This is a genomic window from Streptomyces sp. BK022, from assembly GCF_004217355.1.
In the GTDB taxonomy this organism is placed as follows: Bacteria; Actinomycetota; Actinomycetes; order Streptomycetales; family Streptomycetaceae; genus Streptomyces; species Streptomyces griseoluteus.
Map to the genome: position 1 here is coordinate 194,926 of NZ_SHKU01000002.1, position 23,562 is coordinate 218,487.

29 protein-coding genes and 1 pseudogene are annotated in these 23,562 nt (G+C 70.2%); 26 read left to right on the plus strand and 4 right to left on the minus strand.

What is annotated here, in order from left to right:
* The first annotated feature begins 8 nt into the window (after positions 1-8).
* The 16 genes and pseudogenes from rplF (at position 9) to truA (ending at position 9,971) form a co-directional block, all read left to right on the plus strand.
* Positions 9-548 (plus strand): 50S ribosomal protein L6, encoded by a 540-nt coding sequence (gene rplF, locus EV284_RS06985; RefSeq protein WP_031180866.1) that lies wholly within the window; start codon positions 9-11, stop codon positions 546-548.
* A 3-nt stretch (positions 549-551) separates the two neighbouring features.
* Complete coding sequence (gene rplR / locus EV284_RS06990; RefSeq protein ID WP_030811697.1) at positions 552-935, plus strand: 50S ribosomal protein L18; 384 nt, start codon at positions 552-554, stop codon at positions 933-935.
* A gap of 41 nt (positions 936-976) precedes the next feature.
* Positions 977-1,582, plus strand: a complete 606-nt coding sequence (gene rpsE, locus EV284_RS06995; RefSeq protein WP_007494753.1) for a 30S ribosomal protein S5 — start codon at positions 977-979, stop codon at positions 1,580-1,582.
* Positions 1,582-1,764: a 50S ribosomal protein L30 gene (rpmD, locus tag EV284_RS07000; protein WP_003974250.1), complete on the plus strand. Its 183-nt coding sequence runs from the start codon at positions 1,582-1,584 to the stop codon at positions 1,762-1,764. The genes rpsE and rpmD overlap by 1 nt, the downstream gene beginning before the upstream one ends.
* Positions 1,765-1,766: 2 nt before the next feature.
* Entirely contained in the window at positions 1,767-2,222 is a 456-nt protein-coding gene (gene rplO / locus EV284_RS07005; RefSeq protein WP_023547373.1) for a 50S ribosomal protein L15, read from the plus strand.
* 201 nt (positions 2,223-2,423) lie between these two features.
* Positions 2,424-3,737, plus strand: a complete 1,314-nt coding sequence (gene secY / locus EV284_RS07010; RefSeq protein WP_130331433.1) for a preprotein translocase subunit SecY — start codon at positions 2,424-2,426, stop codon at positions 3,735-3,737.
* Positions 3,737-4,402, plus strand: a complete 666-nt coding sequence (locus tag EV284_RS07015; RefSeq protein WP_130331435.1) for an adenylate kinase — start codon at positions 3,737-3,739, stop codon at positions 4,400-4,402. The genes secY and EV284_RS07015 overlap by 1 nt, the downstream gene beginning before the upstream one ends.
* A 103-nt stretch (positions 4,403-4,505) precedes the next feature.
* Positions 4,506-5,342 carry a type I methionyl aminopeptidase gene (gene map / locus EV284_RS07020; RefSeq protein ID WP_130331437.1) on the plus strand — a complete coding sequence of 279 codons (837 nt, stop codon included), beginning with the start codon at positions 4,506-4,508 and terminating at the stop codon, positions 5,340-5,342.
* A 106-nt stretch (positions 5,343-5,448) separates the two neighbouring features.
* Positions 5,449-5,607 (plus strand): annotated as a pseudogene (locus EV284_RS07025) (type I methionyl aminopeptidase); the annotation flags it as partial.
* A 153-nt stretch (positions 5,608-5,760) separates the two neighbouring features.
* Positions 5,761-5,982 (plus strand): translation initiation factor IF-1, encoded by a 222-nt coding sequence (gene infA, locus EV284_RS07030; RefSeq protein WP_003948620.1) that lies wholly within the window; start codon positions 5,761-5,763, stop codon positions 5,980-5,982.
* A 60-nt stretch (positions 5,983-6,042) separates the two neighbouring features.
* Positions 6,043-6,156, plus strand: coding sequence for a 50S ribosomal protein L36 (gene rpmJ, locus EV284_RS07035; protein ID WP_003974245.1), 114 nt, complete (start codon positions 6,043-6,045; stop codon positions 6,154-6,156).
* A 187-nt stretch (positions 6,157-6,343) separates the two neighbouring features.
* Positions 6,344-6,724 (plus strand): 30S ribosomal protein S13, encoded by a 381-nt coding sequence (rpsM, locus tag EV284_RS07040; protein WP_018543922.1) that lies wholly within the window; start codon positions 6,344-6,346, stop codon positions 6,722-6,724.
* A 70-nt stretch (positions 6,725-6,794) separates the two neighbouring features.
* Positions 6,795-7,199 (plus strand): 30S ribosomal protein S11, encoded by a 405-nt coding sequence (gene rpsK / locus EV284_RS07045; RefSeq protein ID WP_003956432.1) that lies wholly within the window; start codon positions 6,795-6,797, stop codon positions 7,197-7,199.
* A 124-nt stretch (positions 7,200-7,323) separates the two neighbouring features.
* A complete protein-coding gene (locus EV284_RS07050) occupies positions 7,324-8,346 on the plus strand; it encodes a DNA-directed RNA polymerase subunit alpha (protein WP_053661878.1) in 1,023 nt (340 codons plus the stop codon).
* Between the two features lie 193 nt (positions 8,347-8,539).
* Positions 8,540-9,025 (plus strand): 50S ribosomal protein L17, encoded by a 486-nt coding sequence (gene rplQ / locus EV284_RS07055; protein ID WP_030811710.1) that lies wholly within the window; start codon positions 8,540-8,542, stop codon positions 9,023-9,025.
* Between the two features lie 91 nt (positions 9,026-9,116).
* Positions 9,117-9,971, plus strand: coding sequence for a tRNA pseudouridine(38-40) synthase TruA (gene truA, locus EV284_RS07060; RefSeq protein WP_130331439.1), 855 nt, complete (start codon positions 9,117-9,119; stop codon positions 9,969-9,971).
* A 36-nt stretch (positions 9,972-10,007) separates the two neighbouring features.
* On the opposite strand, the gene EV284_RS07065 is transcribed toward truA, so the two are convergent.
* Positions 10,008-10,886, minus strand: coding sequence for a hypothetical protein (locus EV284_RS07065; protein ID WP_130331441.1), 879 nt, complete (start codon positions 10,884-10,886; stop codon positions 10,008-10,010).
* 330 nt (positions 10,887-11,216) lie between these two features.
* Here EV284_RS07065 and rplM point away from each other — a divergent pair, with 330 nt between their 5' ends.
* From rplM to glmM, 3 genes are all read left to right on the plus strand, one after another.
* Positions 11,217-11,660, plus strand: coding sequence for a 50S ribosomal protein L13 (gene rplM / locus EV284_RS07070; protein ID WP_030811719.1), 444 nt, complete (start codon positions 11,217-11,219; stop codon positions 11,658-11,660).
* 42 nt (positions 11,661-11,702) lie between these two features.
* Complete coding sequence (rpsI, locus tag EV284_RS07075; protein ID WP_086692746.1) at positions 11,703-12,224, plus strand: 30S ribosomal protein S9; 522 nt, start codon at positions 11,703-11,705, stop codon at positions 12,222-12,224.
* Between the two features lie 179 nt (positions 12,225-12,403).
* The gene (gene glmM, locus EV284_RS07080; RefSeq protein WP_130331443.1) at positions 12,404-13,762 is read left to right on the plus strand and encodes a phosphoglucosamine mutase; all 1,359 of its coding nucleotides are present in this window, start codon (positions 12,404-12,406) and stop codon (positions 13,760-13,762) included.
* On the opposite strand, the gene EV284_RS07085 is transcribed toward glmM, so the two are convergent.
* From EV284_RS07085 to EV284_RS07095, 3 genes are all read right to left on the minus strand, one after another.
* Positions 13,759-14,742, minus strand: a complete 984-nt coding sequence (locus EV284_RS07085; protein WP_130331445.1) for a DUF389 domain-containing protein — start codon at positions 14,740-14,742, stop codon at positions 13,759-13,761. The genes glmM and EV284_RS07085 overlap by 4 nt on opposite strands.
* Before the next feature lie 23 nt (positions 14,743-14,765).
* A complete protein-coding gene (gene coaA / locus EV284_RS07090) occupies positions 14,766-15,755 on the minus strand; it encodes a type I pantothenate kinase (RefSeq protein WP_130331447.1) in 990 nt (329 codons plus the stop codon).
* Positions 15,756-15,818: 63 nt separating this feature from the next.
* Positions 15,819-16,241, minus strand: coding sequence for a hypothetical protein (locus EV284_RS07095; RefSeq protein ID WP_130331449.1), 423 nt, complete (start codon positions 16,239-16,241; stop codon positions 15,819-15,821).
* A gap of 270 nt (positions 16,242-16,511) precedes the next feature.
* Between EV284_RS07095 and glmS the strand changes: the two genes are divergently transcribed.
* The 7 genes from glmS (at position 16,512) to EV284_RS32620 (ending at position 23,554) form a co-directional block, all read left to right on the plus strand.
* Positions 16,512-18,359 (plus strand): glutamine--fructose-6-phosphate transaminase (isomerizing), encoded by a 1,848-nt coding sequence (glmS, locus tag EV284_RS07100; protein ID WP_130331451.1) that lies wholly within the window; start codon positions 16,512-16,514, stop codon positions 18,357-18,359.
* A gap of 23 nt (positions 18,360-18,382) precedes the next feature.
* Positions 18,383-18,754, plus strand: a complete 372-nt coding sequence (locus tag EV284_RS07105) for a holo-ACP synthase (protein WP_130331453.1) — start codon at positions 18,383-18,385, stop codon at positions 18,752-18,754.
* Between the two features lie 46 nt (positions 18,755-18,800).
* A complete protein-coding gene (locus EV284_RS07110) occupies positions 18,801-20,234 on the plus strand; it encodes an NAD(P)H-hydrate dehydratase (RefSeq protein ID WP_207228960.1) in 1,434 nt (477 codons plus the stop codon).
* A 60-nt stretch (positions 20,235-20,294) separates the two neighbouring features.
* Complete coding sequence (alr, locus tag EV284_RS07115) at positions 20,295-21,449, plus strand: alanine racemase (RefSeq protein ID WP_130331455.1); 1,155 nt, start codon at positions 20,295-20,297, stop codon at positions 21,447-21,449.
* Between the two features lie 95 nt (positions 21,450-21,544).
* Positions 21,545-22,786 carry an alpha/beta hydrolase gene (locus tag EV284_RS07120; protein WP_130331457.1) on the plus strand — a complete coding sequence of 414 codons (1,242 nt, stop codon included), beginning with the start codon at positions 21,545-21,547 and terminating at the stop codon, positions 22,784-22,786.
* Positions 22,752-23,264, plus strand: a complete 513-nt coding sequence (tsaE, locus tag EV284_RS07125; protein ID WP_130331459.1) for a tRNA (adenosine(37)-N6)-threonylcarbamoyltransferase complex ATPase subunit type 1 TsaE — start codon at positions 22,752-22,754, stop codon at positions 23,262-23,264. The genes EV284_RS07120 and tsaE overlap by 35 nt, the downstream gene beginning before the upstream one ends.
* A gap of 128 nt (positions 23,265-23,392) precedes the next feature.
* Positions 23,393-23,554: a hypothetical protein gene (locus tag EV284_RS32620; protein WP_165425474.1), complete on the plus strand. Its 162-nt coding sequence runs from the start codon at positions 23,393-23,395 to the stop codon at positions 23,552-23,554.
* Positions 23,555-23,562: the final 8 nt, after the last annotated feature.

Below are 23,562 nucleotides of genomic sequence, written 5' to 3' on the forward strand. Positions count from 1 at the left end.
AAACAGCTATGTCGCGTATTGGCAAGCTCCCCATCACGGTTCCCGCCGGCGTGGACGTCACCATCGACGGCCGTACGGTCGCGGTCAAGGGCCCCAAGGGCTCGCTGACCCACACCGTCGTCGCGCCGATCGACATCGTCAGGGATGAGGACGGCACCCTCGCGGTGACCCGTCCCAACGACGAGCGTCAGAACAAGGCCCTGCACGGCCTGTCCCGCACGCTGGTGGCGAACATGATCACCGGCGTGACCCAGGGTTACGTGAAGAAGCTCGAGATCAGCGGTGTCGGTTACCGCGTCGTGGCCAAGGGCTCGAACCTCGAGTTCGCGCTCGGCTACAGCCACCCGATCGTCGTCGAGGCGCCCGAGGGCATCACCTTCAAGGTGGAGAGCCCGACCCGCTTCCAGGTCGAGGGCATCGACAAGCAGAAGGTCGGCGAGGTTGCGGCCAACATCCGCAAGCTGCGCAAGCCTGACCCGTACAAGGCCAAGGGTGTCAAGTACGAGGGCGAAGTCATCCGCCGCAAGGTCGGAAAGGCGGGTAAGTAAGCCATGGCATACGGACAGAAGATCCTCAAGGGCGACGCCTACAAGCGCGCCGCGATCAAGCGCCGCCACATCCGGATTCGCAAGAACATCTCCGGTACGGCGGAGCGTCCGCGTCTGGTCGTGACCCGCTCCAACCGTCACATCGTGGCGCAGGTGATCGACGACCTCAAGGGCCACACCCTGGCCTCCGCGTCCACGCTGGACGCGTCGGTCCGGAGCGGCGAGGGCGACAAGTCGGCGCAGGCCAAGCAGGTCGGCGCCCTGGTCGCCGAGCGTGCCAAGGCCGCCGGCGTCGAGGCTGTCGTGTTCGACCGTGGTGGCAATCAGTACGCCGGGCGCATCGCCGCCCTGGCGGACGCCGCCCGCGAAGCCGGCCTGAAGTTCTGAGCCGGTTCCGTAGCTAGCGGAAACAGAGAGAGGTAATTCCAATGGCTGGACCCCAGCGCCGCGGTGGCGGTGCCGGTGGCGGCGAGCGGCGGGACCGGAAGGGCCGTGACGGCGGCGCAGCCGCCGCCGAGAAGACCGCTTACGTTGAGCGCGTTGTCGCGATCAACCGTGTCGCCAAGGTTGTGAAGGGTGGTCGTCGCTTCAGCTTCACCGCGCTGGTCGTGGTGGGCGATGGTGACGGCACCGTAGGTGTCGGTTACGGCAAGGCCAAGGAGGTGCCGGCCGCCATCGCCAAGGGTGTTGAGGAGGCCAAGAAGCACTTCTTCAAGGTCCCCCGTATCCAGGGCACCATCCCCCACCCCATCCAGGGTGAGAAGGCTGCCGGCGTCGTGCTGCTCAAGCCCGCGTCCCCGGGTACCGGTGTTATCGCCGGTGGTCCGGTGCGTGCCGTGCTCGAGTGCGCCGGTATCCACGACATCCTGTCGAAGTCCCTGGGCTCCGACAACGCGATCAACATCGTGCACGCCACCGTGGCGGCCCTCAAGGGCCTGCAGCGTCCCGAGGAGGTCGCGGCCCGCCGCGGTCTGCCGCTCGAGGACGTCGCCCCCGCGGCTCTGCTGCGTGCGCGTGCCGGGGCTGGTGCGTAATGGCGCAGCTCAAGATCACGCAGGTCAAGTCCTACATCGGTAGCAAGCAGAACCACCGTGACACCCTGCGTTCCCTTGGTCTCAAGGGGATCAACACGCAGGTCGTCAAGGAGGACCGCCCCGAGTTCCGCGGCATGGTGCACACCGTCCGCCACCTCGTGACGGTCGAGGAGGTCGACTGATCATGGCGGAGCAGAACCCGCTCAAGATCCACAACCTCCGTCCGGCCCCCGGCGCCAAGACCGCCAAGACCCGTGTTGGTCGTGGTGAGGCGTCGAAGGGTAAGACGGCCGGTCGTGGTACCAAGGGCACGAAGGCCCGTTACCAGGTTCCGGAGCGCTTCGAGGGTGGCCAGATGCCCCTCCACATGCGTCTCCCGAAGCTGAAGGGCTTCAAGAACCCGTTCAAGACCGAGTTCCAGGTCGTGAACCTCGACAAGCTGGCGGCGCTCTACCCCGAGGGTGGCGAGGTCACCGTCGAGGGTCTGGTGGCCAAGGGTGCCGTTCGCAAGAACAGCCTCGTCAAGGTCCTGGGCCAGGGCGAGATCTCCGTGGCGCTGCAGGTGACGGTCGACGCCGTCTCCGGCTCCGCCAAGGAGAAGATCACCGCTGCCGGCGGTACGGTCACCGAGCTGGTCTGAGGCCCGCAAGGGTCCCTCAGGGTCACTCGATGACATAGACGATCCCGACCGGGGATACCCCACAATGGGGTATCCCCGGTTGGTCGTTCCTAGGGGGGCGGTGTCGCCGGTAAGGTGGCCAGCGCTGTTCCCTTCCACTTATTCGTCGAACCTCTAGACCGTCACCCTTGACGCAGTTGCGCGGGGGTCGCAGGAGGCACCGTGCTCACCGCGTTCGCCCGGGCGTTCAGGACGCCCGACCTGCGCAAGAAGCTGCTCTTCACGCTGGGCATCATCGTGGTCTACCGGGTCGGTACCCACATCCCGATCCCCGGCGTCAATTACAAGGCCGTCCAGACCTGCGTGACCGAGGCCTCCGGCAACCAGGGCCTGTTCGGTCTGGTCAATATGTTCAGTGGTGGAGCGCTGCTCCAGATCACGATCTTCGCCCTCGGCATCATGCCGTACATCACGGCGAGCATCATCCTTCAGCTTCTCACCGTGGTGATCCCGCGTCTGGAGGCCCTCAAGAAGGAGGGTCAGTCCGGCACCGCGAAGATCACGCAGTACACCCGCTACCTGACCGTGGCGCTCGCCATCCTGCAGGGCACCGGCCTGGTGGCCACCGCCCGCAGCGGCGCGCTGTTCAGCGGGTGCACGGTCGCCGGGAACATCGTCCCGGACCAGGCGATCTTCACCACGATCACCATGGTGATCTGCATGACCGCCGGTACGGCGCTGGTGATGTGGCTCGGTGAGCTGATCACCGACCGCGGCATCGGCAACGGCATGTCGATCCTGATGTTCATCTCGATCGCCGCGACCTTCCCGTCCGCGCTGTGGGCCATCAAGAAGCAGGGCACGCTGGCCGGCGGCTGGATCGAGTTCGGCACGGTCATCCTGGTCGGCCTGGTCATGGTCGCGCTCGTGGTCTTCGTGGAGCAGGCCCAGCGCCGCATCCCGGTGCAGTACGCGAAGCGCATGATCGGCCGCCGGTCCTACGGCGGTACGTCGACCTACATCCCGCTGAAGGTCAACCAGGCCGGTGTGATCCCGGTCATCTTCGCCTCGTCGCTGCTCTACATCCCGGCGCTGATCGCGCAGTTCGCGGGGGGCAACTCGGGCTGGAAGCAGTGGGTCGAGACCAACCTGTCCAAGGGCAACCACCCGGTCTACATCACGATGTACTTCCTTCTCATCGTGTTCTTCGCGTTCTTCTACGTGGCGATCTCCTTCAACCCCGAGGAAGTCGCCGACAACATGAAGAAGTATGGTGGCTTCATTCCGGGTATCCGGGCAGGCCGGCCGACCGCTGAGTACCTGAGTTACGTGCTCAACCGGATCACCTGGCCGGGCTCGCTGTATCTGGGTCTGATCGCTCTCGTGCCGACGGTGGCGTTGGTGGGCTTCGGAGCAAGTCAGAACTTCCCCTTCGGCGGGACCAGCATCCTGATCATCGTGGGTGTGGGACTCGAGACGGTGAAGCAGATCGAGAGCCAGCTCCAGCAGCGCAATTACGAAGGGTTCCTCCGCTGATGCGTATCGTCCTCGTCGGGCCGCCGGGTGCCGGTAAGGGAACGCAAGCCGTCCGTCTCGCCGAGAAGCTGGGCGTCCCGCACATCTCCACGGGCGACCTGTTCCGCGCCAACATCTCTCGGCAGACGGAGCTGGGCAAGCTGGCCAAGTCCTACATGGACGCGGGCAACCTCGTCCCGGACGAGGTCACCATCGCCATGGCCAAGGACCGCATGGAGCAGCCGGACGCCGAGAACGGCTTCCTGCTCGACGGCTTCCCGCGCAACGTCTCCCAGGCCCAGGCGCTGGACGAGCTGCTGCAGAGCGAGGGCATCAAGCTGGACGCCGTCCTGGACCTGGAGGTCCCGGAGGAAGAGGTCGTCAAGCGGATCGCCGGCCGGCGCATCTGCCGCAACGACTCCTCGCACGTCTTCCACGTGACGTACAGCCCGCCGAAGAAGGAGGGCGTCTGCGACGTCTGCGGCGGCGAGCTCTACCAGCGCGACGACGACTCCGAGGACACCGTCCGCAAGCGGCTCGAGGTCTACCACACGCAGACCGAGCCGATCATCGACTACTACAAGGCGCAGGGGCTCGTCGTGACGATCTCCGCCCTGGGTCCGGTGGACGAGATCACCAAGCGAGCGCTCGAGGCGCTCAAGCGCGAGAAGGCCGGCAGCGAGTAAGACTCCCGGTCCCTCCGGCCGCGGTGCCCGCCCTGGGCGCCGCGGCCGTAGTGTTGTGCAGGTAACCCAGTCGGTGACGAGTGACGGAGAGCGCAGGCCCCCCATGGTGCAGATCAAGACCCCCGAGCAGATCGCGAAGATGCGGGCGGCGGGCCTGGTCGTCGCCGCGATCCACGCGGCCACCCGCGAGGCGGCGGTGCCCGGCGCGACCACCAAGGACCTGGACGACGTGGCGCGCAAGGTGCTGGACGAGCACGGCGCGAAGTCGAACTTCCTCGGGTACGGCGGATTCCCCGCGACCATCTGCACCTCGGTCAACGACGTGGTGGTGCACGGCATCCCCTCCGAGGACGTCGTCCTGAACGACGGCGACATCATCTCCATCGACTGCGGCGCGATCGTGGACGGCTGGCACGGTGACGCGGCCTACACCGCCTTCGTCGGCTCGGGGCACGCCCCGGAGCTGATCGAGCTGTCGCGGGTCACCGAGGAATCGATGTGGGCCGGGATCGCCGCGATGAAGCTGGGCAACCGGCTGGTCGACATCTCCCGCGCGATCGAGACCTACATCCGCCGGCAGCCGAAGCCGGGCGGCGGCAAGTACGGCATCGTCGAGGACTACGGCGGCCACGGCATCGGCACCGAGATGCACATGGACCCGCACCTGCTGAACTACGTCGAGCGGCGCCGCGGCAAGGGCCCCAAGCTGGTCCCCGGCTTCTGCCTCGCCATCGAGCCCATGGTCTCCCTCGGCACCCCCCGCACCAAGGTCCTCGAGGACGACTGGACGGTCATCTCCACCGACGGCACCTGGTCCTCCCACTGGGAGCACTCGGTGGCCCTCACCGAGCAGGGCCCCCTGGTCCTGACGGCCCCGGACGGCGGCAGGGCGAAGCTCGCGGAGTACGGCGTCACGGCGGCACCGGACCCGCTCGCCTGAGAGGAGGCCCCGCGCCGCGACCGCCGGTCGGAGGCCGGCGCAGCCGCTCGAAGCTTGTGAGGCGCCTTGGCGCCGAAACCCGCGAGAGGGGCGTCGAGAACGGGTCGACTGGACCGTCATCTCCACCGACGGCACCTGGTCCTCCCACTGGGAGCACTCGGTGGCCCTCACCGAGCAGGGCCCCCTGGTCCTGACGGCCCCGGACGGCGGCAGGGCGAAGCTGGCGGAGTACGGCGTCACGGCCGCTCCTGATCCGCTCGCATAACGATCAGTGGTATGGGGCAGAATCCTTCGATTCGTTTTTCCGGGTGGCCTGACGTAGACTGACTCGTCGGCTCTCGTGCACCCGCATGTCCGCATGCGCCCGCAAGGGAAAAGTGTGGGAGCCGATCAAGGTAGTCGATTCGAAGGGCGAAGCGTGGCCAAGAAGCAAGGTGCCATCGAGATCGAGGGCACTGTCGTCGAGTCTCTGCCGAACGCCATGTTCAAGGTCGAGCTCCAGAACGGCCACCAGGTTCTGGCACACATCAGCGGCAAGATGCGCATGCACTACATCCGCATCCTCCCTGACGACCGGGTCGTGGTGGAGCTGTCTCCGTACGACCTGACGCGTGGCCGGATCGTCTACCGGTACAAGTAGATCTTGCCCGCATCCCGGCTCGCGCCGGGGTGATGGCACTGACCCGGAGAACCTCACCCCATGAAGGTCAAGCCGAGCGTCAAGAAGATCTGCGACAAGTGCAGGGTGATCCGCCGTCACGGCCGGGTCATGGTCATCTGCGACAACCCGCGCCACAAGCAGCGCCAGGGCTGACGCACGGCCGAACCCTCTGCACTCATCGCAGAGTTTCGCGCGACGCAAGCTGAATTGTTCATACGCAGAGCCCGAGCCAACCAGCTCGACACCCTCGGTCGGAGGCCGAGGACCCGGTTCGTACCTCGTACGGCGGCCGGGACCCGGTTCTGTGGAAGACCTCCGAAGAATCACCAGGAGCCATTGAATGGCACGCGTTTCCGGTGTTGACATCCCGCGCGAAAAGCGCGTGGAGGTTGCCCTCACCTACGTGTTCGGCATCGGCCGGACCCTCTCCCAGGAGACGCTGGCTGCGACCGGCGTCGACCCGAACACCCGCGTCCGCGACCTGAGCGAAGAGCAGCTCGTCGCCATCCGCGAGTACGTGGACAGCAACATCAAGACCGAGGGTGACCTCCGTCGCGAGATCCAGGCAGACATCCGCCGCAAGGTCGAGATCGGCTGCTACCAGGGTCTCCGTCACCGTCGCGGCCTGCCCGTCCGCGGTCAGCGCACCAGCACCAACGCCCGCACCCGCAAGGGCCCGCGTCGCGCCATCGCCGGCAAGAAGAAGCCGGGCAAGAAGTAGTCCTCAGCGGACAACGCTTCATCAGCGGTCTTCGCTGTAGGACCGACCACCTCCCCGTAGGAGTTTGTAGATGCCCCCCAAGGGACGTCAGGGCGCTGCCAAGAAGGTGCGCCGCAAGGAAAAGAAGAACGTCGCTCACGGCCACGCGCACATCAAGAGCACGTTCAACAACACGATCGTCTCGATCACGGACCCGTCCGGCAACGTGATCTCCTGGGCCTCCGCCGGCCACGTCGGCTTCAAGGGTTCCCGGAAGTCGACGCCGTTCGCCGCGCAGATGGCCGCCGAGTCGGCTGCCCGCCGCGCCCAGGAGCACGGCATGCGCAAGGTCGACGTGTTCGTCAAGGGTCCGGGTTCCGGTCGTGAGACCGCCATCCGCTCCCTGCAGGCCACGGGCCTCGAGGTCGGCTCCATCCAGGACGTCACCCCGACCCCGCACAACGGCTGCCGCCCGCCGAAGCGCCGCCGCGTCTGACGCACAGCGCTCCGCTGGTTTCGCGGGTCCGGGCGGTACGGCTCTTTCGGGCCGTGCCGCCCGTACCCTTGCAGTACTGAGTCGGGCGTCAAATAGCGGGCGCCCCTGACTGAAGGATTCGCACATGCTGATCGCTCAGCGTCCCTCGTTGACCGAAGAGGTCGTCGACGAGTTCCGCTCCCGGTTCGTGATCGAGCCGCTGGAGCCGGGCTTCGGCTACACCCTCGGCAACTCCCTCCGCCGTACCCTCCTCTCCTCGATCCCCGGTGCCGCTGTCACCAGCATCCGGGTCGACGGTGTCCTGCACGAGTTCACCACCGTGCCGGGCGTCAAGGAGGACGTCACCGACCTGATCCTCAACATCAAGCAGCTGGTCGTCTCCTCGGAGCACGACGAGCCGGTCGTGATGTACCTGCGCAAGCAGGGTCCGGGTCTGGTCACCGCCGCCGACATCGCGCCCCCGGCCGGTGTCGAGGTGCACAACCCCGACCTCGTCCTCGCCACGCTCAACGGCAAGGGCAAGCTGGAGATGGAGCTGACCGTCGAGCGCGGTCGCGGCTACGTCTCCGCCGTGCAGAACAAGCAGGTGGGCCAGGAGATCGGCCGTATCCCGGTCGACTCCATCTACTCGCCGGTTCTCAAGGTCACGTACAAGGTCGAGGCCACGCGTGTCGAGCAGCGCACCGACTTCGACAAGCTGATCGTCGACGTCGAGACCAAGCAGGCGATGCGTCCCCGTGACGCCATGGCCTCCGCCGGTAAGACCCTGGTCGAGCTGTTCGGTCTCGCGCGCGAGCTGAACATCGACGCCGAGGGCATCGACATGGGTCCGTCCCCGACGGACGCCGCGCTCGCGGCCGACCTCGCGCTGCCGATCGAGGAGCTCGAGCTCACCGTCCGGTCGTACAACTGCCTCAAGCGTGAGGGCATCCACTCCGTGGGTGAGCTCGTCGCCCGCTCCGAGGCCGACCTGCTCGACATCCGCAACTTCGGTGCGAAGTCGATCGACGAGGTCAAGGCCAAGCTCGCGGGCATGGGTCTTGCGCTCAAGGACTCGCCTCCCGGGTTCGACCCGACCGCCGCCGCCGACGCTTTCGGTGCCGATGACGACGCTGACGCCGGTTTCGTGGAGACCGAGCAGTACTGATTCGGCTGCCGGTCCGTCGTGGCTGGTCGCGCCCACACGGCGGAGCCGCAAATGGGTAGAGCCCCGCGCCCCTTTGGGGCGCGGACCACTCCGGGCAGCTGAGAAGCTGCCCGGATCTCCGAAGAGCAACCGCTCGCTCGGATACTGACTCCGGTACCTGACACGGCCGGGGCAGACACTTAGGAGAAACATCATGCCGAAGCCTTCCAAGGGTGCCCGTCTGGGCGGCAGCGCCGCGCACGAGAAGCTGCTGCTCGCGAACCTCGCGAAGAGCCTCTTCGAGCACGGCCGCATCACCACCACCGAGGCGAAGGCGCGCCGTCTGCGCCCGTACGCCGAGCGTCTGGTCACCAAGGCGAAGAAGGGCGACCTTCACAACCGCCGTCAGGTGCTCCAGGTGATCACGGACAAGAGCGTCGTCCACACGCTCTTCGCCGAGATCGGCCCGCGCTACGAGAACCGCCCCGGTGGTTACACCCGCATCACCAAGATCGGTAACCGTCGTGGCGACAACGCGCCCATGGCTGTCATCGAGCTGGTCGAGGCGCTGACCGTCGCGCAGCAGGCGACCGGTGAGGCCGAGGCCGCCACCAAGCGTGCGGTCAAGGAGTCCGAGGAGGCGAAGGTCGAGCAGACCGAGGCCACCGAGGCTCCCGCCGAGGAGTCCAAGGACGCCTGAGGCTGACGCCTGAGAAAGCGGGTCCGTCCCTGTGGGGGCGGGCCCGCTTTCACGTTTTCCAGCAGCACGGCGCCCTTGAGAGGATTCCCGCGTGAGTGATGAAGCACAGCCCGGCCATGTCCGTATCCGCCTCGACCTGTCCTACGACGGCACCGACTTCCACGGGTGGGCCAAGCAGGCCGGCGGCCGGCGGACCGTACAGGGGGAGATCGAGGACGCCCTGCGCACGGTGACCCGGTCCAAGGAGACGTACGAGCTGACGGTGGCCGGGCGGACGGACGCCGGGGTGCACGCGCGGGGCCAGGTCGCGCATGTCGACCTGCCGGAGGCGGTGTGGGCCGAGCACCGGGAGAAGCTGCTGAAGCGGCTCGCCGGCCGGCTTTCCAAGGACGTACGGGTCTGGTCCCTGACCGAGGCCCCGCCCGGCTTCAACGCCCGTTTCTCCGCCGTCTGGCGGCGCTACGCCTACCGCGTCACCGACGACCCCGGCGGTGTCGACCCGCTGCTGCGCAACCATGTCCTCTGGCACGACTGGCCGTTGGACGTGGACGCGATGAACGAGGCGGCCCGCGCCCTGCTGGGCGAGCACGACTTCGCGGCGTACTGCAAGAAGCGCGAGGGCGCGACCACCATCCGCACCCTGCAGGAGCTGAGCCTGGTGCGCGGCGCGGACGGTGTGATCACGGCCACCGTGCGCGCGGACGCCTTCTGCCACAACATGGTGCGCTCGCTGATCGGCGCCCTGCTGTTCACCGGCGACGGGCACCGGGGGCCCGAGTGGCCGGGGAAGGTCCTGGCGGCCGGGGTGCGGGACTCGGCGGTGCACGTGGTGCGGCCGCACGGGCTGACGCTGGAGGAGGTCGGCTACCCCGCCGACGAGCTGCTGGCTGCCCGGAACAAGGAGGCGCGCAACCGGCGCTCGCTGCCGTCGGCGGGCTGCTGCTGAGGCGAGGGGGCGCGGGCGGGGGAGTGCGGGCGGCCGCTACTGGTTCGCGGCCGCCGACGCCTGGGCCTCGCCTCGCCGCCGGATCTGGCGGAAGGAGAACTGGGCCAGGTCGTTGCCGGCCGCGAACACCTTGGTGTCCTTGGTCGTCACGTCCTTGCCGTTGGTGAACCCGGCGATGGTGAAGTAGGCGTACCGGCCGAGGGTGTTGGTGGTGGAGCGGCAGATCGCGGAGTCGCAGAACGCCTTGACGCCCTTGCCGGGCAGCGCGGCGACGATGCTCTTCTTGTCGGCGCGGTCCTTGAAGCGCTGGGCGTCGGTGTCGTTGTCGAAGACGGCGACGCCCACGGTGACGGCCACGCCGTCCTTCACGTAGCTGACCCGCATCAGCCGGGTGCACTTCCCCGCGGCGAGCGCCTTGGCCAGGGTGCCGCCGGCGCCGGACGCGCAGTCCTTGCTGTCGCTGGTGGCGCCCTTCTTGTACACCGTCTCGCCCATGGTGAGCTGGGTGCCGGGGAACAGGGTCTCCGGGCTCAGCGGGGCGGTGTCCTTGTTGGCGCTGGCTATGAAGTCCTTCGGGTCCAGCGGCGGGGGCGCGCTGGTCGGGGCGAAGGAGGGGGCCGTGGTCGCCGTGCCGCCCGGCAGGGACGCGGTCGCGGGCAGGCTGGAGGGACCGCCCGCCCGGTTGTCCCCGCCCGCGTTCGACACGGCCATGGCGACGGCGGTGCCTATCGCGCCCGTGGCGAGCACGCCGCCCGCGACGAGCAGCACCTTGCGACGCTTCTTACGGTTCTCCGAGGCGTCCGCGAGCGCGGCCCAGTCCGGGGTTCCGTCGTCGTCGCCGCTCTTCCACGGCTGCTGGGATTGAGGTGTCCAAGGGTCCCACTGAGACTGGGGACCCCCCTGCCCGTAACTCATGGGGCGCATCTTAGAGGGGGCCGCGAGGTCCCGGCGCGCCCGAGGGGAGCGGGTACGGAGGCGATACGGGGACCTTCGGCGCACGGGGGAACATTGCGGCCGGGAGGATTTCCGGCAAGCTCGTTTTGACCCGTCCGGGGGCGGCCCGGTAACCTGGCTCCTCGTTGTGTATTGGCTTGCTCATTCTCACGGGACGGGCCCTTACACCGGTCCACCGGGCCGATGACCAGCGATCAGCACGCGGTTGCGTCACCGCAGTGCGATCGAGGCTGTCGTGATCGTTTCGGTGACCTGTTCAGGACCATTCACTCGAAGCGAAGGCTACGAACCGTGCGTACGTACAGCCCCAAGCCCGGCGATGTGACGCGCCAGTGGTACGTCATCGACGCTCAGGACATCGTCCTGGGTCGTCTCGCCACCACCGCCGCGACCCTTCTCCGGGGCAAGCACAAGCCGATCTACGCGCCGCATGTCGACACCGGTGACTTCGTCATCGTCGTCAACGCCGACAAGGTGCACCTGTCCGGCAACAAGCGGACCCAGAAGATGGCTTACCGTCACTCCGGCTACCCGGGTGGTCTGCGCTCCGTCCGCTACGACGAGCTGCTGGACAAGAACCCCGAGAAGGCCGTCGAGAAGGCCGTCAAGGGCATGCTCCCCAAGAACTCCCTTGGCCGTCAGATGCTCTCGAAGCTGAAGGTCTACAAGGGTGACCAGCACCCGCACGCTGCCCAGCAGCCGGTGCCGTTCGAGATCACCCAGGTCGCGCAGTAATTCCGGCCACCCTTTAAGACTGAAGAGAATCTGAGGAGAATCGTGGCCGAGACCACCCCCGAGCAGCCGCTCGAAGAGACTGAGCTCGTCGACATCGAGAGCTACACCACCGAGACCGAGCTCCCCGTCGAGGGCGAGTACACGTCGGAGTCCCTCGCGTCCCGCTTCGGTGAGCCCCAGCCGGCCGCCGGCCTGGGCCGCCGCAAGAACGCCATCGCCCGCGTCCGGATCGTTCCGGGCACCGGCAAGTGGAAGATCAACGGTCGCACCCTCGAGGACTACTTCCCGAACAAGGTGCACCAGCAGGAAGTCAACGAGCCCTTCAAGGTGCTCGAGCTCGAAGGCCGCTACGACGTTGTCGCCCGCATCGCGGGTGGCGGTGTCTCCGGTCAGGCCGGTGCGCTCCGTCTCGGTGTCGCCCGTGCGCTGAACGAGGCGGACGTCGACAACAACCGCGGCGCCCTCAAGAAGGCCGGCTTCCTCAAGCGCGACGACCGTGCGGTCGAGCGCAAGAAGGCCGGTCTCAAGAAGGCCCGCAAGGCTCCGCAGTACAGCAAGCGCTAAACAGCGGCGCTTCGCGCGTACTCCGAACGCCCCGGCGGCACGCCCTGTGTGCCGCCGGGGCGTTCGCTTATCTCCGCCAAGGGCGTATAACGACACAAGACGCTCAAAGTCTTGTGTGATCGGATGCTCGGGCGCATGTCATGATTCCTGGCAGCAGTGACGCTTCCTCGGGAGGACTAGTGGGACGACTCTTCGGCACCGACGGCGTGCGTGGCGTCGCCAACGCGGACCTGACGGCCGAGATGGCGCTCGGCCTGTCCGTCGCGGCGGCGCACGTGCTGGCCGAGGCGGGCACGTTCGAGGGTCATCGGCCGACCGCCGTGGTGGGCCGTGACCCGCGCGCGTCCGGGGAGTTCCTAGAGGCCGCCGTCGTCGCGGGCCTCGCCAGCGCGGGCGTGGACGTGCTCCGCGTCGGTGTGCTGCCCACGCCCGCCGTCGCCCACCTGACCGGCGCGCTCGGCGCGGACCTCGGTGTGATGCTGTCCGCCAGCCACAACGCGATGCCGGACAACGGCATCAAGTTCTTCGCCCGGGGCGGCCACAAGCTCGCGGACGAGCTGGAGGGCCGTATCGAGGCCGTCTACGAGTCGCACCGCCACGGTGAGCCCTGGGAGCGCCCCACCGGCGCCGGGGTCGGCCGGGTCCGCGACTACGAGGCGGGCTCCGAGACCTATGTCACCCACCTGCTGTCGGCGCTGCCCAACCGGCTCGACGGGCTGAAGATCGTCCTGGACGAGGCGCACGGCGCGGCCGCCGGTGTCTCCCCGGAGGCGTTCGCCCGCGCCGGTGCCACCCTCGTCACCATCGGTGCCGAGCCGGACGGCCTCAACATCAACGACGGCTGCGGCTCGACCCACCTGGAGCTGCTGAAGGCCGCAGTGCTGGAGCACGGCGCCGACCTCGGCATCGCGCACGACGGTGACGCCGACCGCTGCCTGGCCGTGGACCACACCGGCGAGGAGGTCGACGGCGACCAGATCCTCGCCGTGCTGGCCCTGGCGATGCGGGAGCGCTCCACGCTGTCCGCCGACACCGTCGTGGCCACCGTCATGTCCAACCTGGGCTTCAAGCTCGCCATGGAGCGGGCCGGCATCCGCCTGGTGCAGACGGCCGTGGGCGACCGGTACGTCCTGGAGGAGATGAAGGAGCACGGCTACGCCCTCGGCGGCGAGCAGTCCGGGCACGTCATCATCCTGGACCACGCCACCACCGGTGACGGCACGCTGACCGGCCTGCTGCTGGCGGCCCGGGTCGCCGAGACCGGCCGGGCGCTGCGCGAGCTGGCGTCGGTGATGGACCGGCTGCCGCAGGTGCTGGTCAACGTCCCGGACGTGGACCGCTCCCGGGTGGGGACCTCGGCCGACCTCGCGGCCGCCGTGGGTGAGGCCGAGCGTGAACTCGGCCAGACCGGACGGGTGTTGCTGCGCCCCTCGGGCACGGAGCCGCTGGTGCGGGTGATGGTGGAGGCCGCCGACATCGACCAGGCCCGCACGGTCGCCGGGCGGCTGGCCGACGCGGTCAAGTCGGCGCTGGGCTAAGCGACTTCGGCCTTCGCGCCGGTGGCGTCCGGCCCGCTCTTCCCGCTCTTCCCGCTCTTCCGGCCCTTCCTGGCCCAGAACGCCTTCTGGGCCAGGAGGGTCAGCACTCCCGCCACCACGATGCCGAACAGGTTCAGCAGCAGTTGCTCGCTGGAGCCGACGGTCTGCGTGGTGTCCCCGTAGGCGAGGGCCACGGCGGCGTTCGCGGCGGCCGGGACCGTGGTGACCGAGATGGCCACGCCGACCAGGGCGCCGGACTTGGCCGAGGTCAGCGAGAGCGTGCCCGCCACCCCCGCGAGCAGAGCCACCACGAACGAGAACGCATCCGGCGCGTACACGAACCCGGTGTTGGGCCGCTCGCCCTCCAGCTTGCCCTCGCTGAACAGTCCGGCGGCGTCCATCAGCACGCTGAAGCCGACGGTGAGCGCCATGGCCACGGCGAAGCCGACGACCAGCGCCAGCAGCGAGCGGGACGCCAGGCGGGGCTTCCTGCGCACCAGCGCCGTACTGATCCCCGCCAGCGGCCCGAACTCGGGGCCCACCGCCATCGCGCCCACGATCAGCACGGCGTTGTCCAGCACCACACCGCAGGCCGCGATCATCGTGGCGATGGCGAGGAATGCGACGTAGGTCACCGAGAGGGTGGACTCCTCGTGGGTCTCCTCGACCAGGTGCTGCCACAGCACGGCGTCCGCGGCCTCGCCGGGCGCCTCCTCCTCGGCGCGGTCGGCGCGTGTCGACAGCGACAGGTCGATGTCGTCCGCGGCGATCGAGCCGGTGCGGTCGATGCCGAGTTCCTGGAGCCGGGAGAGCAGGCCGTCGGCCGCCTCCCGTGCCACGTCGCACATCACCACGTCCCCGGCCGGGTCGCGGGCGGCGCCGGGCAGGAGGACGAGGTGGGTGGCGCCGACCGTGGACTCGATCAGGCGCACCACCTCGTCCGTGCGGTCGGACGGGACGATCAGACGCAGATGCAGCATGCGCCCATCCAACCCGGTCCCCGCTACAGCTTGCGCAGGCGCAGCCGCTGCACGGTGTGGTCGGGACCCTTGCGGAGCTGGAGGGTGGCCCGGCCGCGGGTGGGGGCGATGTTCTCGGTCAGGTTGGGCTTGTTGATGGTCCGCCACAGCATGCGCGCGTAGTCCGCCGCCTCCTCCTCCGAGACCTGGGTGTACTTGCGGAAGTACGAGGACGGGTTGTGGAACGCCGTCTGCCGCAGCTTCTTGAACCGCTCCAGGTACCAGCGCTCGATGTCCTCGCCGCTGGCGTCGACGTACACGCTGAAGTCGAAGTAGTCGGCGAGACCGACGCGGGTGCGGCCGTCGCTGCCGGGCAGGGCGGGCTGGAGGACGTTGAGACCTTCGACGATGAGGATGTCCGGGCGGCGCACGGTGAGGCGTTCGCCGGGGACGATGTCGTAGATGAGGTGGGAGTAGACCGGTGCGGTGACCTCGTCCTTGCCGGCCTTGATGTCGGCGACGAAGCGGGTCAGGGCGCGGCGGTCGTAGGACTCGGGGAAGCCCTTCCTGGACATCAGCCCGCGGGCCTGCAGCTCCTTGGTCGGCAGCAGGAAACCGTCCGTCGTGACCAGCTCCACGCGGGGGTGCTCGGGCCAGCGCGAGAGCAGGGCCTGGAGCAGGCGCGCCACGGTGGACTTGCCGACGGCCACCGAGCCCGCCACGCCTATGACGAAGGGGGTGCCGGACTGGGAGCCCTTCTCGCCCAGGAAGGTGTTCAGGGCGCCTCTGAGGCCGTCGGTCGCGCCGACGTAGAGGTTGAGCAGCCGGGAGAGCGGGAGGTAGATGTCCCGCACCTCGTCGAGGTCGATGACGTCGCCGAGGCCGCGCAGCTTCTCCACCTCCTCGGCGGTGAGCGGCTGCGGCGTCTTGTCGCGCAGCGCGCTCCACTCCGCGCGGGTGAGATCGACGTAGGGAGTCGCCTCCGGCTTGTGCCGGTGGGCGCTCCTGGGGAACTCGGAGACCGGTGAGATCACATTCCATTGTTAACGGAGTTTGAACGGGGATGGGGCGTGGGGTAGGTCACGCCCGGCTCCGTCTCAGGGAGACCGCGGACCGAGCAGGGCGGCCGTCAAGGCTTCACCTGTCATCTCGACCGACACCGAGTCCTCCCTCATGGCCACCGGGAGCTGGGCGTACGTCTCCTCGTCGCACAGGAAGACACCGTTGTTCGGGTCGATGACGACTGCTCGCAGCCGCGCGGCGAGTTCGGCGATGATGCCGAACACGCCGGTACCGGACTGGGGACGTTCCACCAGGACGCTGCTGCCGTCCGCGAAGATCTCGGCCTCGCTCCCGTCGGACGCCCGGACCCAGAACTGCAGCCAGCCGTCCTCCATCACCGTGAGAGCCGGGTCACCCGTCTCGTACGGGCCGAGCACGGACCGGACGACGTCCATGTCCAGAGGGACAGGCACGTCACTGCCTTCGACGAACGTGCGCAGGGACAGGCTGTAGCTCACAACGGGTTCTCCTTCTGTGCTGGGTGGTGGCCCCGGGCGCCACCCCCGGGCAGGGGTGGCGCCCGGGTGGCTTACGCCGGGCCCGGCCTGTGGACGACCGTGATGGTCTTGATGTCGTTGTCGGCCATCATGTACTTCTTCGCGAACTCGGCCCTCGTCCGTCCCTCATGTGCCCCCGCGCGCCCCCACCCTTCGTACCTCCGTGGGAATTTCCGATATCGGGCACGCGGCGGCTCTTTTGGGTCGCTCCGCGCCCGTAGGCTGCCGCTCATGTGCGGAATCGTGGGATACGTGGGGGCGCGGTCGGCGCTCGATGTCGTGATGGCCGGGCTGAAGCGGCTGGAGTACCGGGGCTACGACTCGGCCGGTGTCGCGGTGCTCGCGGACGGCGGGCTGGCCACGGCGAAGCGGGCCGGGAAGCTGGTCAACCTGGAGAAGGAGCTGGCCGAACACCCGCTCCCGGCCGGCGCCACCGGCATCGGGCACACCCGCTGGGCCACCCACGGCGGCCCCACGGACGCCAACGCCCATCCGCACCTGGACAACGCGGGCCGGGTCGCGGTCGTGCACAACGGCATCATCGAGAACTTCGCCGTACTGCGCGCCGAACTCGCCGAGCGCGGCCACGACCTGGTCTCCGAGACGGACACCGAGGTGGTCGCGCACCTGCTGGCGGAGGAGTTCTCCGCGAGCGCCGACCTCGCGGAGGCGATGCGGCTGGTGTGCCGCCGCCTGGAGGGCGCGTTCACCCTGGTCGCGGTGCACGCCGACGAGCCGGACGTGGTCGTGGGCGCCCGCCGCAACTCCCCGCTGGTGGTGGGCGTCGGCGAGGGCGAGACGTTCCTCGCCTCCGATGTGGCCGCGTTCATCGCGCACACCCGCGAGGCCGTCGAGCTGGGCCAGGACCAGGTGGTCGAGCTGCGCCGCGACGGCGTCACGGTGACCGGCTTCGACGGCAGCCCGGCCGAGGTCCGCGCCTACCACGTCGACTGGGACGCCTCGGCCGCCGAGAAGGGCGGCTACGACTACTTCATGCTCAAGGAGATCGCCGAGCAGCCCAAGGCCGTGGCCGACACCCTCCTCGGCCGTATCGACCCCTCCGGCTCGCTCACCCTGGACGAGGTCCGGATCGGCGCGGCCGAGCTGCGCGAGGTCGACAAGGTCGTCATCGTCGCCTGCGGCACCGCCTTCCACGCGGGGCTGATCGCCAAGTACGCCATCGAGCACTGGACCCGCATCCCCTGCGAGGTCGAGCTGGCCAGCGAGTTCCGCTACCGGGACCCGATCCTGGACGGACGTTCGCTGGTCATCGCCATCTCCCAGTCCGGCGAGACCATGGACACCCTGATGGCGCTCAGGCACGCCCGCGAACAGGGCTCCAAGGTGCTGGCCATCTGCAACACCAACGGCTCGACCATCCCGCGCGAGTCCGACGCCGTGCTCTACACGCACGCCGGCCCCGAGGTCGCCGTCGCCTCCACCAAGGCGTTCCTGACCCAGCTGGTCGCCTGCTACCTCGTCGCCCTCTACCTGGGCCAGGTGCGCGGCACCAAGTGGGGCGACGAGATCCGGGACGTCGTCCGCGACCTCTCCCGGATCTCCGGCGCCGTCGACCGGGTCCTGGAGACCATGGAGCCGGTACGGGAACTCGCCCGCTCGCTGGCGGAGAAGAACACGGTGCTCTTCCTCGGCCGCCATGTGGGCTACCCCGTCGCCCTGGAGGGCGCGCTCAAGCTGAAGGAGCTCGCCTACATGCACGCCGAGGGCTTCGCGGCGGGCGAGCTGAAGCACGGCCCGATCGCGCTGATCGAGCAGGACGTGCCGGTCGTCGTCATCGTGCCCTCCCCGCGCGGCCGTTCCGTGCTGCACGACAAGATCGTCTCCAACATCCAGGAGATCCGCGCCCGCGGCGCCCGCACCATCGTCATCGCCGAGGAGGGCGACGAGGCGGTCGTCCCCTACGCCGACCACCTCATCCGCGTCCCGGCCACGCCCACCCTGCTCCAGCCGATGGTCTCCGCGGTGCCGCTTCAGGTGTTCGCCTGCGAGCTGGCCACCGCGCGCGGCAACGAGGTGGACCAGCCGAGGAACCTGGCGAAGTCGGTGACGGTGGAGTAGGGGAGCGGCCGTAGGCTCCCGGCATGAGCATCATCGGGGTCGGGATCGACGTGGCCGAGATCGACCGGTTCCGGGCGGCGCTGGAGCGCACGCCCAACCTGGCCGCCCGGCTGTTCGTCGCCGGGGAGCTGACGCTGCCGGGCGGGGAGCGGCGCGGGATCGCCTCGCTCGCCGCCCGCTTCGCGGCCAAGGAGGCGCTCGCCAAGGCGCTGGGCGCCCCCGCCGGGCTGCTGTGGACCGACGCCGAGGTGTACGTCGAGGACAGCGGGCAGCCCCGGCTGCGGGTCAAGGGCACCGTCGCGGCCCGCGCGGCCGAGCTGGGGGTGTGCTCCTGGCACGTCTCGCTCTCCCACGACGCGGGCGTGGCCTCCGCCGTGGTGATCGCCGAGGGGTGAACCATCCGGGTGCGAGGGCCCGCGATCCGGGGGCAGACTCGGACCCATGCGTACTGCGTACAGCGTGGAGACGGTACGGGCCGCCGAGCGCGCCCTGATGGCCCGGCTGCCCGAGGGCACCCTGATGCAGCGGGCGGCCGCCGGACTGGCCGCCGCCTCGGCCGAGTTCCTCGGGCGGGTGTACGGCAGCCGGGTGGTGCTGCTCGTCGGCAGCGGCGACAACGGCGGTGACGCGCTGTACGCCGGAGCCCGGCTGCGGCGGCGCGGCGCCGGGGTCACCGCCGTCCTCCTCACGCCCGACCGCGCCCACGAGGGCGGCCTCGCCGCGCTGCGCCGGGCGGGCGGCGACGTCATCGGCCCCGAGCGGGCGCTCGGCGCGATCGAGCGGGCCGACCTCGTGGTGGACGGTGTCGTCGGGATCGGCGGCAAGGGGGGCCTCAGGCCCGAGGCCGCCCGCCTCGCCTCGGCCGCCGAGCGGGCGCGGGCCGCCATCGTCGCCGTGGACCTGCCCAGCGGGGTCGACGCGGACACCGGCGAGGTGTCCGGCTCCGCCGTACGCGCCGACCTCACCGTCACCTTCGGCGCCTACAAGCCCGGCCTGCTGATCGACCCCGGCCGGGAGTACGCCGGGACGGTACGGCTCGTCCAGATCGGCCTCGAACTCCCCCCGGAGCCGGTGCTCCAGGCCCTCCAGCACGAGGACGTGGCCCGGCTGCTGCCCCGGCCCGGCGCCGAGAGCGACAAGTACCGGCGCGGGGTGCTCGGCATCGCCGCCGGCTCCGCGCGCTACCCCGGCGCGGCCGTGCTCGCCGTCTCCGGCGCGCTGCGCGGCGGCGCGGGCGCCGTACGGTACGTCGGCCCCGCCGGGGACGCGGTCATCGCCCGCTTCCCCGAGACCCTCGTCTCCGACCAGGGCCCCGCCCACGCGGGCCGGGTGCAGGCGTGGGTGGTGGGACCGGGTGCCGGGGACGACGCGGCGACCGTCGCCGAGGTGCTCCGCGCCGACGTACCCGTGCTGCTGGACGCCGACGGGCTGCGGCTGGCCGACCGCGACCTCGTCCGCAGGCGAACCGCGCCGACCCTGATGACCCCTCACGCCGGGGAGGCCGCCGCCCTGCTGGGGGTGCGGCGCGAGGAGGTCGAGGCGGCCCGGCTGACCTCGGTGCGCGAACTCGCCGCCGCCTACCGGGCGACGGTGCTGCTGAAGGGCTCCACCACGCTGGTCGCCGACCCCGGCGGCGGACCGGTACGGGTCAACCCCACCGGCACCGGCCGGCTGGCCACCGCGGGCAGCGGTGACGTGCTGTCAGGGCTCGCCGGATCGCTGCTCGCCTCCCACCTGTCCGCTGTGGACGCCGGCAGCGTCGCCGCCTACCTCCACGGTCTCGCCGGGCGCCTGGCCTCGCGCGGCGCCCCCATCACCGCCCTGGACATCGCCGAGCACCTCCCCGACGCCTGGCGGGACGTCGTACGCGACTGAGCGGATCACCGAGGAGTGCGGCCGGGGGCCGCCGACGCCCTCTGAGAGACTGGGGGCGCCATGAACGAGACTTCCGCTGTGCCGACCGCGCCCCTGCGCGCCCGCGCCGAGATCGATCTGGGTGCCCTGCGCGCCAACGTCCGGGCGCTGCGCGCCCGTGCCCAGGGTGCGCACCTGATGGCCGTCGTCAAGTCGGACGCCTACGGCCACGGTGCCGTGCCGTGCGCCCGCGCGGCCCTGGAGGCCGGGGCGACCTGGCTGGGCACGGCCACCCCGGAGGAGGCCCTCGCGCTGCGCGCGGCCGGGCTGCCGGGCCGGATCATGTGCTGGCTGTGGGTGCCCGGCGGGCCCTGGCGGCAGGCGATCGAGGCCGACGTCGACGTCGCGGTCAGCGGCATGTGGGCGCTGCGCGAGGTGAGCGAGGCCGCCCGGGCGGCGGGCCGTACCGCGCGCGTGCAGCTCAAGGCCGACACCGGGCTCGGCCGCAACGGCTGCCAGCCCGAGGACTGGCCCGAACTGGTGGGCGCCGCCCTGGAGGCCGAGGCCACCGGGCTGATCAAGGTCACCGGGGTGTGGTCCCACTTCGCCTGCGCCGACGAGCCCGGCCACCCCTCCATCGCCGCCCAGCTCACCCGGTTCCGGGAGATGGTGGCGTACGCCGAGGAGCGGGGCGTGGAGCCCGAGGTGCGGCACATCGCCAACTCCCCGGCCACGCTGACCCTTCCGGAGACCCACTTCGACCTCGTCCGCACCGGCATCGCGATGTACGGCATCTCGCCCAGCCCCGAGCTGGGCACCCCGGCCGACTTCGGGCTGCGCCCGGTGATGACGCTGAGCGCGTCGCTGGCGCTGGTCAAGCGGGTGCCGGGCGGGCACGGCGTCAGCTACGGCCACCACTACGTCACCCCCGGCGAGACCACCCTCGGTCTGGTGCCGCTGGGCTACGCCGACGGCATTCCCCGGCACGCCTCGGACGGCGGCCCGGTGCTGATCGACGGCAAGCTGCGGACCGTCGCGGGGCGGGTGGCGATGGACCAGTTCGTGGTCGACCTCGGCGGCGACGAGCCCCGGCCGGGCACCCGGGCGGTGCTGTTCGGGCCCGGCGACGGGGGTGAGCCCACCGCGGAGGACTGGGCGCAGGTGTGCGGCACGATCGCGTACGAGATCGTCACCCGGATCGGCACCCGCGTGCCCCGCGTCCATCTGAACGGATGACCCCTGCCGGTGCCGGGCACGCTACTGTCCGGTAGCCCCGGCGCGCACCGGCCCGGCGGACGGCAGTACGGCAGTACGGCGAGGAGGAACGGCACGTGAGCGAGAGCAGTGCGGAGGCCGTGGTGGACGCGGTGGCCGCGACCGCCGCGTCCGGCGGCTGGCGCAAGGCGACCGGTCTCGCCGGCGCCGCGATAGGCGTCCTCGCCGCGGGCGCGGCGGCCGGGGTCGCCATAGAGCGGATGACGGTCGGCCGCGGCATGCGCCGCAAGGCCGCCCTGGCGCTGGACTCCACCGGCCCCTACGGCACCCTGCGCGGGACCCCCGGCAAGGCGGTCGCCGACGACGGCACCGAGTTGTACTACGAGGTCGACGACGTCGAGCCCGACCCCGGTCCGAACGTCTCCCCGCGCCGCCGCAGGCTCTTCGGCCGCAAGGCGCCCGCCCCGGTGACCGTCGTCTTCTGCCACGGCTACTGCCTCGGCCAGGACTCCTGGCACTTCCAGCGGGCCGCCCTGCGCGGCGTCGTCCGCACCGTCCACTGGGACCAGCGCAGCCACGGGGAGTCCGGGCGGGGCGTGGCCCAGATACGCGACGGGCTGCCCGTCACCATCGACCAGCTCGGCCGGGATCTCAGGGCGGTGCTGGACGCCGCCGCGCCCGAGGGGCCCGTGGTGCTGGTGGGGCACTCCATGGGCGGGATGACGGTCATGGCGCTGGCCGCGCAGTTCCCGGAGTACATCCGGGACCGGGTCGTCGCCACCGCGTTCGTCGGCACCTCCTCCGGGCGGCTCGGCGAGGTCAACTTCGGGCTGCCGGTGGCCGGGGTCAACGCGGTGCGCCGGGTGCTGCCGGGCGTGCTGAAGGCGCTGGGGCAGCAGGCGGAGTGGGTGGAGAAGGGGCGCCGGGCCACCGCGGAGCTGTTCGCCGGGGTGATCAAGCGGTACTCGTTCGCGGGGCGGGACGTCGACCCGGCCATCGCGCGGTTCGCGGAGCGGATGATCGAGTCCACGCCGATCGACGTGGTCGCGGAGTTCTACCCGGCCTTCACCGACCACGACAAGACCGAGGCGCTGGCCTGCTTCCGGGACATGCCGGTGCTGGTGCTGGCCGGGGTGCGGGACCTGGTCACGCCGAGCGAGCACAGCGAGGCCATCGCGGACCTGCTGCCGGAGGCCGAGCTGGTGCTCGTGCCGGACGCCGGGCACCTGGTGATGCTGGAGCACCCCGAGGTCGTCACCGACCGCCTCGCGGACCTGCTGACCCGCGCGGGAGCCGTCCCGGCAGGGGCTACCGTAAGCGGTTATGGAAGAGGCAGCAGCACCGTACAACCCGGCTGAGACCCGGCTCACCGTCACCTCCCCCGAGCAGATGAGGAAGCTGGGCCTGCGACTGGCCGGGCTGCTGCGCGCGGGCGACCTGGTGATGCTCACCGGCGAGCTGGGCGCGGGCAAGACGACGCTGACCCGGGGGCTCGGCGAGGGGCTCGGGGTGCGCGGCGCGGTCACCTCGCCGACCTTCGTCATCGCACGGGTGCACCCCTCCCTGGTCGACGGGCCGCCCCTGGTCCACGTCGACGCCTACCGCCTCGCCGGCGGTCTCGACGACATGGAGGACCTGGACCTCGACGTGTCCCTGCCCGAGTCGGTCATCGTCGTGGAGTGGGGCGAGGGCAAGGTCGAGGAACTGACCGACGACCGGCTGGAGATCCTCATCCACCGCGCGGTCGGCGACACCACCGACGAGGTCCGCCACGTGACGCTCACCGGACTCGGGGACCGCTGGGCGAAGGCCGGCCTGGACTCGCTCGCGGGCTGAGGGCGCCGATATCCCGACAGGCTGTCGGAAACGTATTGCGCGGGACGTACCGGGCGTGGTCACATGGTACCCAGCCCGTGGTTAGGCATACCTAACCACGCCTGCCCCCGCAGCTCAGGAGGCGCCCCATGTCCGCTCCGCGTCCCCCGGCCCGCCCCGAGCCCGCCCCGCGGTTCCCCATGCGCGACCTGCTGGCGTCCTGCGCGGCGGCCAGGGCGATCTCCACGCCGCCCCCGGCTCCGGACCCCGCCGAAGCCGAACGCACGGTGGATCACTGCGAGGCGGCCTGAGCGGCGCG

What these genes read in the sequence shown, in the direction of transcription:
- rplF (WP_031180866.1), top strand. Translation starts at nt 9, where the DNA reads ATGTCGCGTATTGGCAAGCTCCCCATCACGGTTCCCGCCGGCGTGGAC.
- rplR (WP_030811697.1), top strand. Translation starts at nt 552, where the DNA reads ATGGCATACGGACAGAAGATCCTCAAGGGCGACGCCTACAAGCGCGCC.
- rpsE (WP_007494753.1), top strand. Translation starts at nt 977, where the DNA reads ATGGCTGGACCCCAGCGCCGCGGTGGCGGTGCCGGTGGCGGCGAGCGG.
- rpmD (WP_003974250.1), top strand. Translation starts at nt 1,582, where the DNA reads ATGGCGCAGCTCAAGATCACGCAGGTCAAGTCCTACATCGGTAGCAAG.
- rplO (WP_023547373.1), top strand. Translation starts at nt 1,767, where the DNA reads ATGGCGGAGCAGAACCCGCTCAAGATCCACAACCTCCGTCCGGCCCCC.
- EV284_RS07015 (WP_130331435.1), top strand. Translation starts at nt 3,737, where the DNA reads ATGCGTATCGTCCTCGTCGGGCCGCCGGGTGCCGGTAAGGGAACGCAA.
- map (WP_130331437.1), top strand. Translation starts at nt 4,506, where the DNA reads ATGGTGCAGATCAAGACCCCCGAGCAGATCGCGAAGATGCGGGCGGCG.
- rpmJ (WP_003974245.1), top strand. Translation starts at nt 6,043, where the DNA reads ATGAAGGTCAAGCCGAGCGTCAAGAAGATCTGCGACAAGTGCAGGGTG.
- rpsM (WP_018543922.1), top strand. Translation starts at nt 6,344, where the DNA reads ATGGCACGCGTTTCCGGTGTTGACATCCCGCGCGAAAAGCGCGTGGAG.
- rpsK (WP_003956432.1), top strand. Translation starts at nt 6,795, where the DNA reads ATGCCCCCCAAGGGACGTCAGGGCGCTGCCAAGAAGGTGCGCCGCAAG.
- EV284_RS07050 (WP_053661878.1), top strand. Translation starts at nt 7,324, where the DNA reads ATGCTGATCGCTCAGCGTCCCTCGTTGACCGAAGAGGTCGTCGACGAG.
- rplQ (WP_030811710.1), top strand. Translation starts at nt 8,540, where the DNA reads ATGCCGAAGCCTTCCAAGGGTGCCCGTCTGGGCGGCAGCGCCGCGCAC.
- EV284_RS07065 (WP_130331441.1), bottom strand. Translation starts at nt 10,886, where the DNA reads ATGAGTTACGGGCAGGGGGGTCCCCAGTCTCAGTGGGACCCTTGGACA.
- EV284_RS07085 (WP_130331445.1), bottom strand. Translation starts at nt 14,742, where the DNA reads ATGCTGCATCTGCGTCTGATCGTCCCGTCCGACCGCACGGACGAGGTG.
- glmS (WP_130331451.1), top strand. Translation starts at nt 16,512, where the DNA reads ATGTGCGGAATCGTGGGATACGTGGGGGCGCGGTCGGCGCTCGATGTC.
- EV284_RS07105 (WP_130331453.1), top strand. Translation starts at nt 18,383, where the DNA reads ATGAGCATCATCGGGGTCGGGATCGACGTGGCCGAGATCGACCGGTTC.
- EV284_RS07110 (WP_207228960.1), top strand. Translation starts at nt 18,801, where the DNA reads ATGCGTACTGCGTACAGCGTGGAGACGGTACGGGCCGCCGAGCGCGCC.
- alr (WP_130331455.1), top strand. Translation starts at nt 20,295, where the DNA reads ATGAACGAGACTTCCGCTGTGCCGACCGCGCCCCTGCGCGCCCGCGCC.
- tsaE (WP_130331459.1), top strand. Translation starts at nt 22,752, where the DNA reads ATGGAAGAGGCAGCAGCACCGTACAACCCGGCTGAGACCCGGCTCACC.
- EV284_RS32620 (WP_165425474.1), top strand. Translation starts at nt 23,393, where the DNA reads ATGTCCGCTCCGCGTCCCCCGGCCCGCCCCGAGCCCGCCCCGCGGTTC.